A 16,405-nucleotide genomic window follows, 5' to 3' on the forward strand; every position below is an offset into this window, starting at 1 on the left:
CATTAAAAGGTCATAAAACGCCCAATGAATTAGCATCGGAATTTGAAGTACATCCAACACAAATTAACCAATGGAAAAGGCTGTTATTAGAAAGCAGCAAGCATCTATTTAGTGGTAAAAATGAAAATGAAAAGGACGTAGAATCGCTAGAAAAAGAACGTGAGAAACTGTACACGCAAATAGGTCAGTATCTGTTACAAAGCTTGACTATTGCTCAACCTAATCAAGTTTGGTGTGCCGATCTGACATATATCCGCATGTATGGTGGCTTTGTGTATTTAGTAACTATTATGGATTGGTATAGCCGTAAAGTATTATCTTGGGAAGTACCTAACACCATGGATGATAGTTTCTGTGTGAGTGCGCTAGAAAGTGCTATCAGGCGCTATGGCGCACCTGGCATTTTCAATACAGATCAAGGCTCCCAGTTTACTGGCAAAGTTTTTATTAACGTGTTGCAGGACCATGATATCCAGATTAGCATGGATAGAAAAGGGTGCTGGGTAGACAATGTGTTCATTGAAAGATTATGGCGCTCTGTTAAATATGAAGATGTGTATTTAAAAGAATATCCGACAGTGCTAGCATTGCGCCATGGGTTACGTGAATATTTTCGGTTTTATAATGACGAAAAACCTCATGAATCACTCGGAAAATGTACGCCATCAGAGTGTTACGATGGACTTAGAGTAGCAGCATGATCGCAGAAAACGGCAGGCTCTTAATGACTAGAATACCTTACGTTCAAGTAGTATCCATGAGCTTCCTTCGTTCCTCAGGACTCCTCATTGACACAGCTTGCTCTACAGGTAGCCTGTCATCAGGCGCAATGCCTCGATGTTCCAATAAATTGGACACTAGCTAAATAGTAAGGGATCGTGGTCTCATCGATGGGGTCCACTTCTGTTCTAAGAGGAGCGATTCATTTCTTCTTGTTTTTTCATGAACAATACTTAATGGTCCTACTATATTCTTTCCTTGTACAAATGAGTTTTTTAATGATAGAGAACTATGTTTATATAAATCAAGGCTGTCTTTTTGTCGCCGATCAAGATGCTTATCAAATAAGAAAGAAGTACTGGCCAATACGATAAATAAAACACTTAAACTAACAGCTGTTAATAGACAGAGACTACTTATGGCAGGAGCTGCCCCAGCAGTAAATGTAATGACCAGAAGAGAGAGTCCACCTTTAACCATTGTTGATATAAGTAGGCCACACATGAATTGCAGGCTGGCCATCACCAGTAATCCAATGGAGAGATCGGAAGCTAAAAATTGTTTGAACCATGAAGTATTTTTATCTAATGCGCTATCAATGGTTAGTTGCATACGATATGAATTAAATAATACCATCAATGTAGTTGAGGTCATGATAATTAGAGGAATGATAGGGGAGACAGCAATACCTGCAATTGAAAAAGAAACAATAAAGGCGATAAATGCCAGAGTGCCATAAATTAATAATCCTTGATTCTGGAGCTTATTTTTTTTCAAAAATTGATTCAGCTTATTGTGTTCAAACAAATAATTGAGTGACCCATTTAAACTGATGTCTGTAAAAAAAGAAGCTTTATCTTCTGATGTTATAGCACAGCTAACCCCTCCTTTTTCAGTAACTATTTTGGCACAGGAGGCATCATTTAAACCATCGCCAACAAACCAGACGTTGTGAGGATTTATCCCTTTATTACTCATTAAGTCAGATAGAAAATTTTCTTTATCTTGGGGAGACTGTGAAGCATAAATATCTTTTGGAGCAAAAAAAACACCATTTTGTTGATTAAAGCCTATGGCAGCAGAGGGACTGTCTCCAGTGAGCATAATTATTTGTTTGCCTTTTTTCTTTAAACGATCAAGTGTGGCTAAAACATCCGCTCTAATTTCATGCTTAATATAGATTACTCCTTTATAGATTTTATCTTCTGCAACATAAACTGCAGTTAATCCTTGTTCTGTCTTAAGGGTATCGATTTTAGGTAATTTGATGCCTGATTCGGCTAAATACAGTGAATTCCCCACATGAATTTGTTTTCCTTGCACATGAGCTGATAATCCTCGACTGGAAGGATCAGGGGAAACCTTGTCAATACTTTGGATAATGCTTCGATATTTTGTGCGGGTTGCGTAATGATGGGTAATGGCTTTAGCGAGTGGATGTTGACATCCGTAGTGCTTTTCCAATAGATAAACTTTTTCCCATAATGAGGAAGAAATTCCTATAGAAGAATCAACTTGACTATTACCTGTAGTCAGTGTTCCTGTTTTGTCAAAGACAATGGTATCTAATTCATTAAATCGACTACATAAATTTTTATCACGTATCATAATGCCTTTAGTAGAACGGTGATAAATACTAATTAAGTTTGGTAACTCGTGAGCTAGGGCTATGGTGCATGGGCAAATTACAAATAAAATACCCGTAATATTTTGCAAGGATAAAGAAAAAGTAAGAATACCTAAAGCAAGAGGAGCACAAATTGCTGTTATAAGTCCAATCAAGATTAATGAACTATAGACGTAAGTAAAAACATGATTGGGCTTCGCAGTAATAGGCTGCTGAGCTCTATTGGCACGAAACAACATTTGATTAACAGTACTTTGGTAGGGATTCTGGGTGGCATAAACAATAACGGGTTCACTCAGATTAATGGCACCAGCAGGGATAAAATCTAAAAATCGCTTTGACTGTTTCGGTTCCCCAGTTAAAAGAGAAGAATCAACTAGGGTATGGCCATAAATAAGTTTGCAATCCACAGGAAAGCATTCTCCACAATTTACTTTAACGAGCATCCCTTCTTTAAGTAAACTTTTTTGTTCCTTAATTAATTTATTAGTTAATATTTTTTCTTTACGTTGAAAAATAGCCGAAAGATCTTCTTTTGACTGAGAAAACAGTTCCTGTTCTAATGAGGAGCATTGATAACACTCGTATTCATTAGCCATTTGAGGAAATAACATGTTCAATCCTTTTAAATGCATTTTCTTGGATTGATTTAAAACCTGACGTTTAATTTCATCCATCCCATTAATAAGCGTGAATAATGTCACCGGCATAATAAAACACATGAATATCATGGAAAAATCACATACTAAAGGCATTGTTATAACGTGATAAAGGGTATGTATAAAAGACAAAAACCATCCTAAAGTGACTGTTGTATTCATATCAAACATGTTTTGACCGTGTCTGTGTTTGAAGAAATTAATAAGGTAATTTCTTCCAGTAAACGCAGTAGTTAAAAATGAGAGGCTAGTGAGACCAATGGTAAGAAATAGTGATGGGGGGAATATTATTGATAAAATACCGATAGCTCCGATTGCTAAGAAATTGATTATAATATTTATCCAATTTTTCTTATACGAATCATTTTTTTCTTCGTCACAGTTCTTAATGACTTTAAAGCCGATTGAAGCGATACATTTTTTGAATAGAGTAGAAAAGGATTGAGCATGGTGTTCATATTGATTCAATTCTTCTTCATTAGTAGTAATGGTTATAAATAAGCGATGAATACCTAAAGCTTGAGGTTCAGCATCCATGATTAATTGCATGTCTTCAGGCAGGTGATTTTTACGTTTATATGTCTGAAAATGCCGATTAAACTCATTTTGAATCGTTGCTCCACATCCTGTGAAACACATAATGCCAGAAACTAGAAAAGAATCTTGAAAAATTATTTTTTTTGACATGGTATTAAATCGTTCATTCGGCCTCGAGGGCACTCGAGAAGTATTGGTGAATATTAAGTTAATGCGTCTCAAATTACCACATAAAGATTAAATGATTCATGTTTATGTGGTAATGCTTTATATGATCTATGTAAATACAAGATGACAGTTTGGCTTCTCACGGTTATTCTTGAGTCTGAATTTGAGGTACTGTTACCTAACATAATAACAGAGCTTCGTTTACGGAGGATCTAAAATTTTGAATTCTTTATCATCTCGAAAGGAATTGTTACTGGCTTTTTTTTTGGCTGCTTATTGTGCTTATTATTTGGCAATCTCGCTTTTTGCAGCATGGGGATTTACTACTGATGATGCTTATATTAGTTGGACTTATGCGGCTCAACTAGCTCAGGGTCAAGGATTGCATTGGCAAGCTTCAATGCCACGTGTTGAGGGATATTCCAATTTTTTGTGGGTTTTATTAGCTGCTTTAATTATTAAATTACAATGGCCTTTAGCGCTTACCATAAAATGGATTTCTGTTTTTAGTTTAGGAATGGGGCTGTTATTTTTATATCGTTTAAGCCGCCTTTTTTTTAGTCCATTATTGGCAATGCTTCCGGTGTTTTTGTTCAGTCATTATGCTGGGGTTATTTGGTGGACTGTGAGCGGATTGGAAAGCACTTTTTTTTGTGCTTTGTCTTTATTGTTAATATGGCAATGTGCTGCAGCTTTTGGATACACTTCTCAATTAGAACAACCGATTATACCGTCGAAGGTCTCTACTTATTCATGGATTAATACTAATATTATTTTGCTTCTTCTTAGTTTAACACGATTTGAAGGATGCGTTTGGGTCATTCCTGTTACTTTTTTTGTCTTTTGTCACTTACGGAACAATGGTGTAAAAGGATTTACCGATGGCTATAAGACATTGTATTTATGGGGAATTATTTCATTTTTTTGTTTTGTGTTTCCATATACAGTTTATTTTATTTGGCGTATTCATTATTTTGGTCATTTGATTCCAAACAGTTACCTTTGCAAAGCCTTAGCACCCGGGCAAGTTGGGATCGTAGATCTTGATTATCTTCAGGTAGCACTTTCTTTAATAGTTGCTTCACTGCCTTATTTTTTAGCTTCGAAAGATTGCCGGCATTTATTATTGTGGCTGCCTTCGTTGCTTTATGGTTTGATGCTTTGGAGTGCAGATCCTCTTCTTGCTTATCTTTTGCGTTTATTTTTGGCCCCATTGGCGCTTTTTTCTTTATTGGCTGTTTTGGGTGTATATCAGTTTTTGCAGTATTTTAAATTGACCAACTGGAATTTAAAGTTAATCACTGTTTTTGTAATCATTAATTTAACCTTTCTATTTATTCCTGGCACTAATCTTAGTGATTTACAAACGAAAGCTGCTGAATATCAGGGCAGAAACCAAAATCGCATGATGATTGCCAAGATATTAAATGAGCAGGCGGCACCAGGAGCTACAGTTCTTTTAGATGATTGTGGAATTATTCGGTTTAATGCACGACCGGATATTCGTTTTATTGACAGCCAGTGTTTAAATAATGAGGAATTAATGCAGGCTAGTTATGGTGGTAATTTGGCAACTTATGCTGTCTACCTTAAGGAGCAGATTAAACCTCAGTGGGTTATTGTGAATAAACCTTCTGTGGAAATGCATCTTAATTTTTTAGTAGAAGCGCTAAGAGAGAAACATTTTTTGAGTGACTATCAACGTGTTGCTGTTTTGCGGTCCAGGGCTTTATCTACACATTCAATAGCGTCTAATGATTATTATTTAATTTATAGACGGCGTGAAGTACCCTAAAACGCAGTATAGCTTCTTAGCTTTTTGGGTTAATTGTTCTTCAGAAAAGATGCTGATTTCTCTCAGGACTTGTCCACGGCATTTATTCGATCTAAATCGTCGGCAAATTTCTTTATATTTTGAACCGTTTTTCACAGCCTGCTGTTTCGATATATAATTCTTGTGCTTGATAATATGTACGTTTTACTGGGCAGTGGAGCCAGGAATAATTCTATTTTTGTGTTCCCAAGTCCCTTTGTTCACATGAAAGATAAATTTTCATTGCAACCTATTTCTGGATGCAATAAGATTAACGAGCATTTTAAGTTTTTTAAAAAGCGCTGATAGCAGGGATTGGCGTCCCCACTACCAGCTAACCACAATTTACTGGGGGTAAATCATGGATGATCTCATATTAGACGATTTCAGGACCATTTTTCAATGGTACAAGTACTTAAATCAATACTATCCCTCAATTTTATCCCCTTAAGAGCAACTAACTGATTTTTTTTATTTCATTATATAAAAAATTTGCCTAGTTTTTCTTATGGTTTTTTGTTACGGGTAGCATTTTGCTATATTACCTGTATTTTTTCTCGCGCTTAAAAAAAGAGATGATTATGGATAGTTATGGAAATAACCAATTTGGTTTTATGAGTCAGCAAAAGAAATTTTTTAAGACTTTTACAAAAGAATATTTAGCCTTTCTAAGAAATGCCAAACCTAGCGCAAAACAAGTGTCAGAAATGAAAAATGTACTGTCGCATGTTTGGGTACGGCAAGTGATTTATTTAGATTTTCGCTTAACCAAAAGGGAGAACCAATGTTTATATCTCTCTGCCCAAGGAAAAACGATTAAAGAAATTGCTTTGTTTTTTCAAATGTCAGTAAGAAGAGTGGAGCAGTACCGCTAAGCTATTTTTCAAAAACTAGCATGTACCAATATGATTGAAGTTGTTTTTCGGGCGAACAGTATTATTGTACGAATACAGTCATTAAAGCTCCATGGCGAACTAGTGCACAACGAATTCTTATGAATGTAACTCTTTAAAAAAATGAAAATCGATCATTTGCTTAATCCTTAGGCATTGTTCCTGAGGTTTTTTTGAGCATCGATTGGCTTGATTTGAGTACAGATTTTTTAATTTCACTACGCTCTTACCCCTCTTGGCACAACAAGAGAGTCCTCACTATGTGTAATTTTTGTGAGGAGCTCTCGGTGTGTAGGCATTGGGAACAACTGCTCACCTTGCTAATCATTGAGATGAATTTGTTGACGGATTTGCAGAGAAATTAGCACTAGGTTGGGTAGTGCGCGTATTTTGCATTAGCATAATACTGTTAGTTAGCAAGATACGCTCTTGAATTTGGCGGTCCAAATACATTTGATAGTTCATTTCAGCAAGTAAGGTTGCAATTTCTTTTCCTACTGTGGTTGGTGACGCATTATTAATTTGATTAATCCATTGATTATTAGCGCTCATATCAGAATTGAATAATCTCCAAGTTGCCATATTAAATTCACTTAACGCCTGACTTGATGGAGTCTGGCCTGAAGTACTTTGGTTTTGGGGTAAGCGTTTTGACATGATAAAATATAAGTTGCTCATACCCACAGAAAATTGTGCTGCATAGGTACGTAAGCTGGTAAAGTAACTATCAAGTGTGGCCTGAGCTTGGATTTGTTGTAGAGTGGGGGCCGCTGTAGGTGATGCAGGGATTGCCTGACTATATAATGTGTCATACGCTTTGAGATTTGGCAACTGCAGCGGGGTAACACTCCCTGAAACATAACGAACAAAATTAGCAGCCTGTTGCGCTTGATTTTGAGCAGTTAAGCCACTGTTTTGGTTGGAAGTATTTGAGCTTGAGGTGCTGTTCCCCGATCCACTTTGGGTAGCATACAATAAAGGACCTGTTAATGAGTTGCTGTTAAGCTGACTTAAAAATTGCTGGTTATATTGATATGTATAAAATTGATAGGTTGAAGGGAGTGGTCCAATAATGTTGGAGATAACACTACTGGCTGGTAAAATCGTACTACTACCCCCGGCTTGAGAACAGCCTACCCAGGCAGTGCCATCATAATTCATGCAATAGCTGGCATCTGGCGTACCCAATACATTTAATACAGCTTGATTAACAGGATCCTGTTGGAAATTTTGTTGATCAATGGTGGTATTAACAGATACATTACCTTGTTGTTGTGATTGAGGATTACTGAAATTTTGTGAATTAAATACATTATTAGCCCAAGCATTTAACATCGAAGCACTAGAGATCTCAGTAGGTAAGAATTGACTCAAAGCGGTGCTAAATGCATTGACCGGAATAGCACCTAAGAACGTATTAAGCATATACGTTTCCATGAGTTGTGTGGCAGTTATGTTGAGTAAAGATTGGCTTATTGTCGCATTATTGGCTGTAGGAGATTGGGTCAAGGTGAAACCCAGGTAGCCGCCAAGATTTAATAAATATTGTGCTACATTTTGAGTATTTGTAGCCATTTGTTGAGAACTGTACTGGTTAACCGAGTCATCTGCGATAGCAGGTAAAGTGGTTAAGTAAAATAAATTAATTAATGCAAATTTAGAAAATCGTTTCATCATTCATCCCCTTCAAGTGCTCGTATAACAAGTTTTAATCGGTATTGACAAAAAACCCGAGATAACAATCTTAAACGTTCAAATATAATGTTTCTTTTGAGAAAAACCCCAGCAGGATCATGACTTCCAGTGCTTGTTTCTTCCGCATGTATTAAAATACGAGAAGCGCTTCCTGGATGAACCGTGTCTATCGCTTGCAGCAATCGCAATCCTCTTCCTGATTTAATATTGCCAACTATACGAATAAATTGCTCTTCTTGATCCAAAAGTCCCATGTCAATTTTTTCAATATCATCAAGCTCCTTACCCAGCTGTTCCATAGCTGCCTCAAACTCTGGGTTACCATCAAGAGTCCAGTCTTCAACACTTTCCATAAAAGTAATCACACGATAGATCATGGGATCTATGTATTCAAACCAGTACTGTGCAGATGCTTCATGGCTAAGATCAGGCATGTTTTACTCTATATTAAATTAATGGACGAATTTACTCCTTAATACTATAGTATATCATGAGGGGTAAAAGTATATTATTTCTAATTTAAATGTAAGAAAAAACTATGACTAATAAATCTGAATTGAAAATAGTTAAATTAATCGGCAGCATTCTTAATGTCCGTGCATGGTTTGATTGGGAGCGAATAAAGTATTTTACTCTCTATCTTTCAAATGGATTTCAAAGGCTTTTTATTCCGCAAGGAAATAAGAAGACTGAATCATTTAATGAGGCTGTAACCAAGCTTAATATTGATGATGAAAGTTTACTTGCCAAACAAAATGCATTGTTCCGCTTAAGTATGGTGATGATGGTAGTGGCCTGCTTGATTTTAGGCTATTCAGGCTATCAACTGTTTTATGGTTCTTTTAAAGCATTTATTGTGAGCCTAATAGTTACACTCATCGCGTTGACTTTAGCCTTCCGATATCATTTCTGGTATTATCAGATTAAACATCGCAAGCTTGGATGCACTTTTGATGAATGGTTGAAGCGAGGCCTTTTAGGAGAGAAAAAATGAATAAGTTACTCATCTCAATGCTTCTCCTAGTGTTTCCTAGTCTTGTACTTGCATCCACTTCGTCGAGTTCATTAAATTTTGCTCCACCGGCTAGCGATTACTCCGTGGTATTCCTGGGTAATTTATTTGGTATTGTTGATGGTGTATTAAGCGGTACGGGCAGTCAAATTTTGGGAAGTATGTTTGGGGTATTTAACGCTGCTGTCCTGGCTATAGGTGGCGCTATTATCATGTACACCCTGCTTGTTTCTACCATGAATACTGCTCATGAAGGGCAAATGCTCGGCCAAAAATGGTCCTCCATTTGGATTCCCGTGCGTTCAACTCTGGGTTTAGCCTTATTGATTCCTAAAGCATCAGGGTATTGTTTGATGCAAATTTTTGTTATGTGGATCGTCGTCCAAGGGGTTGGCGCTGCAGACAAAGTATGGGATGCAGCGTTAAGTTATTTGAACCGTGGCGGGGTTATTATTCAGGCACAACAGATTAATCCTGCGACAGCACTTACAAATGGTAATGCGGGTATGGCGTCTATAGCTACGGGAGGACTCAATATTCTGGCGGGGCAAGTGTGTATGCTTGGGCTGCAGACGCAATTACAAAACCAAAGACAAAAATATTTGAACTTGAAATCAAATATGTCAGGTCCTTGTTCAGGCACACCATCTGCTTCAATGAATACATTTTGTACTACTTCGGTCCCAGACTTTATATCGTCAATAAACACGGTTACTGTACAGGGTAACAATCCAACGGCGAGTTCCTTCTCAGTTACGATGCCTAACTTTGATTCAAGTTCTCCTTACAGTTTTTTAAATGGTATTTGTGGTACGATTACTTGGAACAGCATCAGTTCGCTTTCCAATCCAACTGCTTTTTCCTTAGCTAATGCGACTTCGAGCGTTGGGTCTAATGTTACTTTAAGTGGGATAAGACTAAGTTCTTCTGAGCTTGCAACAGCACAGATGTCACGTGCGATTGCCATTCAGCAAATGTATGTAAATTTGTCTGGCGTAGCGCAAACTATTATTGGTAATTCACCGGCAATGGCTGCTCAAGGGAGGAGTACTAATAGTAGTATTATCCCATATATTCCTGACTTTGCTATTCAACAGTTTGGTGTGCCTTACACGCAAAGTTCCACTATCTGTTCAAACTATAGTCAAAACTGTTATATTTGGGGACCTACAGCGGGTAGTTCCGGTGGGGGTACCTTGTTTAATGGAACAGAATTCACGAATGCTCTTAATGATTACAGTGGTATTATGATGCCAACGCTTAATCTTTTAGCTCAAATGAATAATGCCAATAATGAGAATAATGCAAGAGCATTCATTGACCAGGCATCAACTCAAGGCTGGATTATGGCAGGAGCTTATTTCTTTGACTTGGTGAGAATTCAGGGTAGTGCCACTGTAAACGCAGGCACAACTGATAGTAACACCGGCTTGGATAATAGTACTTTTAGTGCCAGTACGATAATCAGTCCCTTTGTCGACAATCAATGTGGAGGTAGTTTTTCTCAATTGTGTACTTGGTTTAGAGCAGATCCTGCTCCATTAACCCAAGTTGTAGGGTTAATTGATGGAACGGGCATAACAACTGCTAACTCAGGCACAAGTTCTTCTCCCAACAATCCCTCAATTCCTTTAACTAAACCGACTATGGCTGCTAATCCAAATCGATATGCAGTTACTTCCTTAGCAGCCTCCACAGTGTTTGGGTTTGTGAACAATTCAGTTATGGTACAAATGCCTGGTCAACCCGGCTTAGCACCTTTAACTTTTGCTAACACAATTAATTTTTCGGTTAATACATCGATGTATGCATTGCAACAACAAACTTTTTCTTGTGGCCAAGTAAAAATCATGTTTTTTTCCTTTTGTTTGGGATCGTTACTCGGGAACTTGTTTTATAATATAATATTCTTGTTCATATATAATACTTTTATTGCTTTATTTGGACAAATTATTAATCAGGTTGTTATGGCGTTTTTAATGATTCCACTGAGTGGTATGGCGAGTATTTTTAAGCAAGGGGTTCAAACACTCGCTGAACCAGGAGTCAATCCAATTATTGCCTTGGCTAATATGGGAGTACAATATATTAACTTTGCAGGTAACTTATGGTTGATGCTCCTGAATCTTGCGGTTACCAGTGCGTTAATCCCTGTATTTGGAATCTTCATTTTCGCATTGATTTCTTTAGCGATGCCTCTTTTGTTGGCCTGGGTCGGAGTAATGACCACCATTGGATTTACAACGGCCTATTATATCCCTATTTTACCATACATGATCTTTACTTTTGGGGCTTTATCCTGGTTAATTTCTGTAATAGAAGCTATGGTTGCGGCGCCAATAGTAGCCTTAGGAGTTACTCATCCTGAGGGGCATGATGCCTTTGGTAAGGGTGAAGCTGCCATTATGATTTTACTAAACGTCTTCTTAAGACCTTCAATGATGATTATTGGTTATATTGCTGCCATTGCCTTGTCCTATGTTGGCGTATGGATACTTAATTCGGGTTATGATACTGCGATTGGATTTATTCAACAGCAAAATACAGCTACTGCCACTTGGGGTATGGCTGATATGCCTTCCGGTACTGGAGGATATTCGGACTGGGCGGGTATCTATGCATTTTTCTTTTCAATATTAACTTATACAACTATGTACTTAATCATGGTACAAAAATCATTTACCCTGATTTCTGTATTACCCGATAAAGTATTGAGATGGATTGGTGGCAGCCCAGAAAGCACCGGTCAAGAGGCTGCACAATGGGCTGGGGAAGTAAAAGATCAACAAAAAGCAGGGATTGATGCAACCCAGGGGGCTCAAGGCCAAATGGATAAACAGCTGGGTGGTTATGGCATGAAAGCAGTGGGTGCTGTTAAAGGTGCTCTCGGCAATACGGGTGGGGGCGGTAATTTACAAGCTTCTGGGGAATCTACACCTTCTTCAGGTGATGGCGGCGGTGGCGGTGGCGGCGGCGGAGCTGGAGGTGGTGGTGCCGGCGGTGGCGGAGCCGGCGGTGGCGGTGGCCCATCTGATGATGAGAAAAAAGCTGCTGCAAAGGGGATTATAAAGACTCTTGGGGGCGCTTAGAATTGTAGGATGCTGCTTAATTAATGGGAGCCCTCTTGATAAGAGGGCTTTTTCTTTTTAACCTTAGGTATTCATAAGAGTAAACAGAGATTACTAGTGATTATAACGAATGAATTAGTTTATCGTGATGAAGATACTGTATGTCGAGGTTTTATCGCTTATAACCCGGCATTTTCCTCACCAGTATCTGCTGTTATGGTAGCTCCTGATTGGGGCGGTCGTGGTAAAGATGCCTGTGAAAAAGCCAAAAAATTTGCTGCACTTGGTTATGTTGGTTTTGCCATTGATATGTATGGTCAGGCTTTAACTGCATCAGCTAAGGATGAGAAACGAGCATTAATGTCGCCATTGATGAATGATCGCAACAGATTAGTCAAACGTATTAAAGCGGCTTTTGATGCATTGATTCAATTGCCACAAGTTGATAAAAAAAATATTGCTGCTATTGGTTACTGTTTTGGTGGCTTATGTGTTTTGGATTTAGCGCGTTCTGGTAGCAATGTGAACGCAGTAATTAGTGTTCATGGGTTACTTTCAGCAGCTTCAGAACCTCCTTTTAAACCAATTAAGTCTAAAATATTGGTATTACATGGCTATGATGATCCGTTAGTCAAACCAGAGCAAGTTAATCAATTTGCCCACGAAATGACAAAGCGGAACGTTGATTGGCAAATCCACATTTATGGCCTTACCGCTCATTCATTTACTAATCCACTTGCCAATGATAATGAGATGGGATTGCATTATAATGCTCGATCAGATCGACGTTCATGGCAAAGTACCATCGCATTTTTACAAGAAGTGTTTAATGCGTAAATCCTTATGATAATGCAAGTAATTGTGTAGCATTTCCTCGGATTAAATCGTCTCTTCTTTGAGGCGACAACTGTAATTCATTAAAAATACTATTTGAATAAACCTGCCAAGATTCTACATCCATTTGATTGATTTGGCCAAGATCGGAACTATAAATTACGCGTGGTGTGGATTTTAAAACAGCAGCGAAGTCGTCTTTATCCTGATGTCCTAATAAATAAGTTAAGATGGTTTGTTCAATCCAGACAAATTCATTTTGAGTAAGTTCCTCTAAGTTTAGTGCTTTTAAATTAACGAGGGGATGTGCGGGTTGATTTAACAGTAAAGCGGGTACATTATAGGTAATACAGGCATCAACCAAGCAGTAAATTTCTTCTTTTGATGCGTGTCCTGTAGTCAAAACAATAGGATAATCGTTTGCCATTTTTAAAATATCAATTGCTTTTTGGCGTATTTTTTGTTGTGAATTAAAAAGCGTTTCTCTTTTGAGACAGTATTTGCTTAACTTATTGTAACTTAATTTCCTTGATAATTTGGATTGAAAGGGACGACCGGTAATTGTTGGAAAATGTACGAGCATTTTGGCAGCAATTACTGGCTGATATTCATTTAAAGCCTGTAAAATGACGCGATAATTGATTCCACCTGCGATGTGATTTAACACTAAAGAAGAAAAAACAGGTAAACCTAATTGTTGCGCCAGAGTTGCTTGTATGCTGGTTGCACCTAAATGACTCGTTAAAAATACTGCCCCATGCAGCGATTGATAAATTTGACCTGCTTTTATAGCATGCCACCGTCGCTCATAAAGATCTGGACTTGCATGATAATGAATATCAATAAATTTATAATCACTGAGCTTATTCACTTCTTTTTAGCCCTAACCAGGGTTGATCATAGCGATAATCGATTCTTGCTTGCTCTAATGACACTCCATTTTTAATTGCAGCGGCAATATTTTGTTCCGTTAATTTAATATTTTCTGCTTTATTTAAAATATCAGTCAGTAAATATTGGGGAATGACTAAGGCACCATTATCATCAGCAAAAATAATATCACCTGGATTAATAGAGACTTGATTAATAACCAAGGGGCATTGTTCGCTCATTTTTTGGATGCGGTTTTTACCTGAGCGCATGTAAATGCCAGTACAGAACAGGGGGTAGTTCGCTGCTCGAATAAATTCGACATCGCGCACTGCACCATGAACTAGGGTTCCAGCTATATGCTTATGTAACGCCATTTTGGTTAAAATGGCTCCCCAAGCAGTACAATCAACGCGCCCTTCGTTATCAATCACAATCACTGATTTTTCAGGTACGGCATCAATGTAATTAGCTGCATTTTTAAAGGTACTGCTTTTATTTTTACTGGATGCATAACGTACAGTGTAGGCAGGCCCAAGTAGCTTCATTCCCGGGGCTAATGGCTTAATATTAAGTAATGCACCCTCAATCCCGCAAGCGTCCAGTGCATCGGAAATTTCTGTAGTATTCAATACTTGTAATCTTTGTAATTGGTGGGACATTGAATTCGCTTTATTTTTTGTTTGACTGTTTTTAATAGAATCCAGAGATTGCTCAATGATCGCTGTAGCCATATCATTAGTGCTGGAATTCCCCCCCCCATCATAAGTAACAAATCGTCCTTTCTGCACAACAATGCTTACTGCCTGTCTAATCATCTGTGCTTGTTTCTCATAACCAAAATGATTTAATAGCATACTTATCGTTAAGAACATTGCACTTGGATTGGCTTTATTTGATCCTATTCGCGGCGCGCTGCCGTGAACTGGTTCAAAGTAGCATTTGCTTTGTCCCATATTGGCACTTGGTGCAAAGCCCAACCCCCCCATCACGGCAGCGCCAACATCTGATAAAATATCACCAAACATATTTTCAGCAACAATCACTCCAAATTCTTCAGGACGTCTTACTAGCCATAAACCTACGGCATCTGCATTTAATCGATCCGCATGAATGTGTGGATAGTGTTTTGCTATATCTTCAAAAATTTCTCGTGCAAATTCACCACTACTGCGTAATACATTGGGTTTGTCTGCAAAAGTAACGCGTTTCATCTGATGTTTTTCTGCATACTGAAATGCATAGTGAAATAAACGGCTTAAACCTGTAGTAGACTGCAAACGTAATGCACAACTCATTTCATGAGCAGGAACAGCATGCCAATGCGAATTTTTAGCAAGTAAATTGAGTATTGGTTCGGGTAAGGGATGATAATCAAAACCAGCATAGAGGCCTTCAGTATTTTCGCGAATAATACAAAAATCGAAGGGTTTGCTTTCATTATTAAGCGCAAAACAGGGACGCACATTTGCGTAAAGCTCTAACTTTTGTCTTAACTGAATAATCGGAGAAATATAATTGAGTTTTTTATGCTGCAGTTTTTCAGCTAATTCATTTTGGGCTTCACGTTGGGGTTTACTAGTAATGGCCCCTAATAAAACCGTATCGGATTCGTTAATTAAATGCCAAGTGCGGTCAGGGATGGGGGTGCCTTCATTTTGCCAACATGACCAGCCAATATCGCCGAAAGTTAGGTTAACCGGAACATTAAGTGCTGTAAATATCGGTAGACTTGCTTGAGTGACCTCAATACCAATGCCATCACCAGGTAATACAGCGATGTTTAATTTTTTAGGGGGCGTCATTATTTTAAAGCCTCCAAAATAATTTTTTGGCAGAAAAGGAGATTGTCTTGCAGTATACGCATACTTGCTTTAGGCACGACAATTAAACGCCCATTTTTTGCTTTGATCACATTTCCTGTATTGACCAAATTAGAGTATTCGCCAATTAAATGAGTATGGTTTACCTTATTTTTCTTTAAAATTTCTGTTGAATCAGTGGATAATACACGTGTTAGTCCAAAAATTAAACGCTTGCAAGCTTGAGTTTTATGTCTCAATTTACTTGATGACAAAGGCATTTGATTGGGATAAAAAACAAAGTGGTACAAGGTCTTTAATGCTTCCTGCAGTTTATTTTCTCGGCACAAACTAATTACCTGATTTAATTGTTTAGTAAGTTGATTGTTTGCAAAAGTTGGTGTTGAAAACAGGATAATCGGCTTATAAACTTTGGTAAATAAAGGAAAGCACTGCTGAATAATAACACCACCAAAGGCAAAACCGAAAAAGGCATCATACTCTTCAATGCAGGCAGCTAATTTTTGTTCCCAAAGTTTGTAGTAAGCTTTATTTGGCAATTCTTCCATAATGGATAATGAGTCCAGATAATCAATAGTATAATCTGTGCTTAGAAAGGATAAGGAACTAGCAATAAACTCTATATCTTCGGATTGCGCTGAAACAGGCCCAATAGTTATTATTTTTTTCTTTTGCATTAAGGCTCC

General features: G+C 37.8%; 12 protein-coding genes. 6 read left to right on the forward strand and 6 right to left on the reverse strand.

Annotation, left to right across the window (positions count from 1 at the left end; all coding sequences use genetic code 11):
- On the forward strand, nucleotides 1-701 hold a 701-nt coding region (locus WA877_RS04335; protein WP_425169708.1), incomplete at its 5' end, for an IS3 family transposase.
- 160 nt (nucleotides 702-861) lie between these two features.
- Here the strand turns inward: WA877_RS04335 and WA877_RS04340 are convergent.
- Entirely contained in the window at nucleotides 862-3,693 is a 2,832-nt protein-coding gene (locus WA877_RS04340; protein ID WP_425169709.1) for an HAD-IC family P-type ATPase, read from the reverse strand.
- A 238-nt stretch (nucleotides 3,694-3,931) separates the two neighbouring features.
- Here WA877_RS04340 and WA877_RS04345 point away from each other — a divergent pair, with 238 nt between their 5' ends.
- Nucleotides 3,932-5,506, forward strand: coding sequence for a protein LphB (locus tag WA877_RS04345; RefSeq protein ID WP_425169710.1), 1,575 nt, complete (start codon nucleotides 3,932-3,934; stop codon nucleotides 5,504-5,506).
- Nucleotides 5,507-6,105: 599 nt separating this feature from the next.
- On the forward strand, nucleotides 6,106-6,399 hold the full coding sequence (locus WA877_RS04350; RefSeq protein WP_425169711.1) for a helix-turn-helix transcriptional regulator: 294 nt from the start codon (nucleotides 6,106-6,108) through the stop codon (nucleotides 6,397-6,399).
- A gap of 342 nt (nucleotides 6,400-6,741) precedes the next feature.
- On the opposite strand, the gene icmX is transcribed toward WA877_RS04350, so the two are convergent.
- Complete coding sequence (icmX, locus tag WA877_RS04355) at nucleotides 6,742-8,091, reverse strand: type IVB secretion system protein IcmX (RefSeq protein WP_425169736.1); 1,350 nt, start codon at nucleotides 8,089-8,091, stop codon at nucleotides 6,742-6,744.
- Nucleotides 8,091-8,546 (reverse strand): type IVB secretion system protein IcmW, encoded by a 456-nt coding sequence (gene icmW, locus WA877_RS04360; RefSeq protein WP_425169712.1) that lies wholly within the window; start codon nucleotides 8,544-8,546, stop codon nucleotides 8,091-8,093. Before icmW ends, icmX begins: the two co-directional genes overlap by 1 nt.
- Nucleotides 8,547-8,650: 104 nt before the next feature.
- Between icmW and icmV the strand changes: the two genes are divergently transcribed.
- From icmV to WA877_RS04375, 3 genes are all read left to right on the forward strand, one after another.
- The gene (icmV, locus tag WA877_RS04365) at nucleotides 8,651-9,106 is read left to right on the forward strand and encodes a type IVB secretion system protein IcmV (RefSeq protein WP_425169713.1); all 456 of its coding nucleotides are present in this window, start codon (nucleotides 8,651-8,653) and stop codon (nucleotides 9,104-9,106) included.
- Entirely contained in the window at nucleotides 9,103-12,213 is a 3,111-nt protein-coding gene (dotA, locus tag WA877_RS04370) for a type IVB secretion system protein DotA (RefSeq protein ID WP_425169714.1), read from the forward strand. Before icmV ends, dotA begins: the two co-directional genes overlap by 4 nt.
- Nucleotides 12,214-12,309: 96 nt before the next feature.
- Nucleotides 12,310-13,029: a dienelactone hydrolase family protein gene (locus WA877_RS04375; RefSeq protein WP_425169716.1), complete on the forward strand. Its 720-nt coding sequence runs from the start codon at nucleotides 12,310-12,312 to the stop codon at nucleotides 13,027-13,029.
- 4 nt (nucleotides 13,030-13,033) lie between these two features.
- Here the strand turns inward: WA877_RS04375 and WA877_RS04380 are convergent, their stop codons facing one another.
- From WA877_RS04380 to WA877_RS04390, 3 genes are read right to left on the reverse strand one after another with little or no spacing between them, the layout of a single operon-like run.
- Nucleotides 13,034-13,897, reverse strand: a complete 864-nt coding sequence (locus WA877_RS04380) for a DUF6282 family protein (protein ID WP_425169717.1) — start codon at nucleotides 13,895-13,897, stop codon at nucleotides 13,034-13,036.
- A complete protein-coding gene (locus tag WA877_RS04385) occupies nucleotides 13,890-15,701 on the reverse strand; it encodes an isocitrate/isopropylmalate family dehydrogenase (RefSeq protein WP_425169719.1) in 1,812 nt (603 codons plus the stop codon). Before WA877_RS04385 ends, WA877_RS04380 begins: the two co-directional genes overlap by 8 nt.
- Nucleotides 15,701-16,396 carry a hypothetical protein gene (locus WA877_RS04390; RefSeq protein WP_425169720.1) on the reverse strand — a complete coding sequence of 232 codons (696 nt, stop codon included), beginning with the start codon at nucleotides 16,394-16,396 and terminating at the stop codon, nucleotides 15,701-15,703. The genes WA877_RS04385 and WA877_RS04390 overlap by 1 nt, the downstream gene beginning before the upstream one ends.
- Nucleotides 16,397-16,405: the final 9 nt, after the last annotated feature.

The organism is Legionella sp., assembly GCF_049790535.1.
GTDB lineage: Bacteria > Pseudomonadota > Gammaproteobacteria > Legionellales > Legionellaceae > Legionella.